This is a genomic window from Actinomadura sp. CNU-125 (assembly GCF_001942465.1).
Classification (GTDB): Bacteria; Actinomycetota; Actinomycetes; order Streptosporangiales; family Streptosporangiaceae; genus Spirillospora.
Window position 1 is genome coordinate 1 of sequence record NZ_MKJY01000458.1, and the last position, 2,413, is coordinate 2,413.

General features: G+C 75.1%; 4 protein-coding genes. 3 read left to right on the forward strand and 1 reads right to left on the reverse strand.

The features are described from left to right. A partial coding sequence (locus tag BJF79_RS37550; protein WP_187357112.1) for a TfoX/Sxy family DNA transformation protein occupies nucleotides 1–264 on the forward strand: 264 nt, incomplete at its 5' end. On the opposite strand, the gene BJF79_RS37555 is transcribed toward BJF79_RS37550, so the two are convergent. Then, nucleotides 224–1,048 carry an alpha/beta hydrolase gene (locus tag BJF79_RS37555; RefSeq protein ID WP_075904540.1) on the reverse strand — a complete coding sequence of 275 codons (825 nt, stop codon included), beginning with the start codon at nucleotides 1,046–1,048 and terminating at the stop codon, nucleotides 224–226. The genes BJF79_RS37550 and BJF79_RS37555 overlap by 41 nt on opposite strands. 142 nt (nucleotides 1,049–1,190) lie before the next feature. Between BJF79_RS37555 and moaA the strand changes: the two genes are divergently transcribed. Further along, complete coding sequence (gene moaA / locus BJF79_RS37560; protein WP_075904542.1) at nucleotides 1,191–2,180, forward strand: GTP 3',8-cyclase MoaA; 990 nt, start codon at nucleotides 1,191–1,193, stop codon at nucleotides 2,178–2,180. Between the two features lie 21 nt (nucleotides 2,181–2,201). Continuing rightward, a partial coding sequence (locus BJF79_RS37565; RefSeq protein WP_158079412.1) for an NTP transferase domain-containing protein occupies nucleotides 2,202–2,413 on the forward strand: 212 nt, incomplete at its 3' end.

The window sequence follows — 2,413 nt, forward strand, 5'->3', positions numbered from 1 at the left end:
CAACTGCCGCCCGGCTCGCCGCCCGCGACGCCGACACGGCTGGAGGCGGCGGGCGTGCACACCCTCGACACCCTCGCGGCGATCGGCGCCGTCGAGGCGTACCTGCTCCTGCGGAACCGGTCCGCGCGCCGCACCGACGAGGACCTGCTGTGGGCGCTGGAGTCCGCCGTCACCGGCGCCGGCGTCCCGCCCGGCCGCCGCGCCGAACTGCTGGACGAGCTCGCTAAGCGGACGAAGCGGCCCGCTCGAGCACTCGGTCGATGAACGCGGTGACGTCCCCGAGGACCTTGTCCCGGTTCGTCTCGTTGAACACCTCGTGCCGCGCGCCCGGATAGATCACCTCGGTCAGGTCGCCGCCCCGCACCTTCTCGATGCCGCCGCGCGTTCCGTCCAGCGGGACGAGCCGGTCGTCGCCGCCGTGCACCCACAGCGTCGGCAGCGCGCCGAGCGACCCCGTCTCGTTGATGCGCCGCAGGCACGCGTCCAGCGCCCGGACGGTCGCCTTCTTGAACGGGCCGTGCCACACCAGCGGGTCCGCGGTGTAGGCGGCGCCGACGGACGGGTCCCGCGACAGCGTCGCGGTGTCGATCGGCTCGTCCGGCATCTCCGCCAGCGGCAGCAGGTCGTCGACGGTCCGCCAGCTGCCGAGCACCGGCCCCGACAGTACGAGCGCCGTCAAGACGTCGCCGTGCGCCTGCGCGTACCGCGCGGCGATCATCCCGCCCATCGAGTGGCCGATCAGCACGATCGGGAGGTCCGGACGGTCGTCGCGGGCGGCCTCCACGACCGTGTGCAGGTCCGCGACGACGTCCTCGTAGTCCTCGACCAGGACCCGTTCGCCCGCCGAGCGGCCGTGCCCCATGTGGTCGGGGCCGCACACGGTCGCGCCGTGCCGCACCAGCGCGTCGGCGACGTGCCCGTACCGTCCGAGGTGCTCGCCGTAGCCGTGCGCGAGGACGGCGACGTAGCGCGGACCGTCCGCCGCCCAGATCCGCGCGGCGACCGCGCCGCGCGTCCCCGCGAACTCCCACTCCCGTGCCTGCGCCACCGGTGCCTCCTCGTCGTTTCCCCGGGGGAGCCCCGGGGGAACTTCCCCGTTGATCAGGCGGATACCGTCTCCCGCGATGGAACGAATCGTCAATGTCCGCAATAGGGTGGGCTGTTCAACCGGACGTTGGAAAGGGGCGCCCGTGCTCGTCGACAGCTTCGGCCGAACCGCGACGGACCTGCGGGTCTCCCTCACCGACCGCTGCAACCTGCGCTGCTCGTACTGCATGCCGCCGGAGGGCCTGGACTGGCTGCCCAAGCCGGAACTGCTCACCGACGACGAGGTGGCGCGGCTCGTCGGTATCGGCGTCGAGCGGCTCGGCATCCGTGAGGTTCGCTACACCGGCGGCGAGCCGCTGCTGCGCCGCGGGCTGCCCGCGATCGTCCGCCGGACGGCCGCGCTGCGGCCCCGCCCGCAGATCTCGCTGACCACCAACGGGATCGGCCTCGACCGGCTCGCCGCGCCGCTCGCCGACGCCGGGCTGGACCGCGTCAACGTCTCCCTCGACACCCTCGACCGCGCGACGTTCGAGCGGCTGGCGCACCGCGACCGGTTCGACGACGTCCTGCGCGGCCTCGCCGCCGCGCGGTCCGCCGGGCTCGCGCCCGTGAAGGTCAACGCGGTGCTGATGCGCGGCGTCAACGACCACGAGGCCGTCCCGCTGCTGCGCTACTGCCTCGAACACGGCTACCGGCTGCGGTTCATCGAGCAGATGCCGCTGGACGCCCAGCACGGCTGGACCCGCGACGACATGATCACCGCCGACGAGATCCTCGACCGGCTCGGCGCCGCGTTCGCGCTCGCCCCCGAGGGCCCGGACGAGCGCGGCAGCGCCCCCGCCGAGAGCTTCCTCGTCGACGGCGGCCCCGCGACCGTCGGCGTCATCGGCTCGGTGACCCGCCCGTTCTGCGGCGCCTGCGACCGGGTGCGCCTCACCGCCGACGGGCAGATCCGCAACTGCCTGTTCGCCACGGAGGAGTCGAACCTGCGCGACGCGATGCGCGCGGGCGCGTCCGACGACGAGCTGACCGAGCGGTGGCTCGCCGCCGTCCGCGCCAAGCGCGCCGGGCACGGCATCGACGACCCGTCCTTTCTGCAGCCCGCGCGTCCCATGTCGGCCATCGGGGGCTGACGGTGCCCGGCTGGTGACGCCGTGCTCCTCGCCGGGGGAGCGGCCCGCCGGTTCGGCGGCGCCGACAAGCCCGCCGCCCGCGTCGGGGACCGCGCCCTGCTCGAGCACGTCGCCGCGGCCGCGTCCGGCGCGGCCCGCCTCGTCGTGGTCGGCCCGGCCCGCGACGTCGCGGCGGACGCCGTCCGGGTCCGGGAGGACCCGCCCGGCGGAGGCCCGGTCCCCGCGCTGCGCGC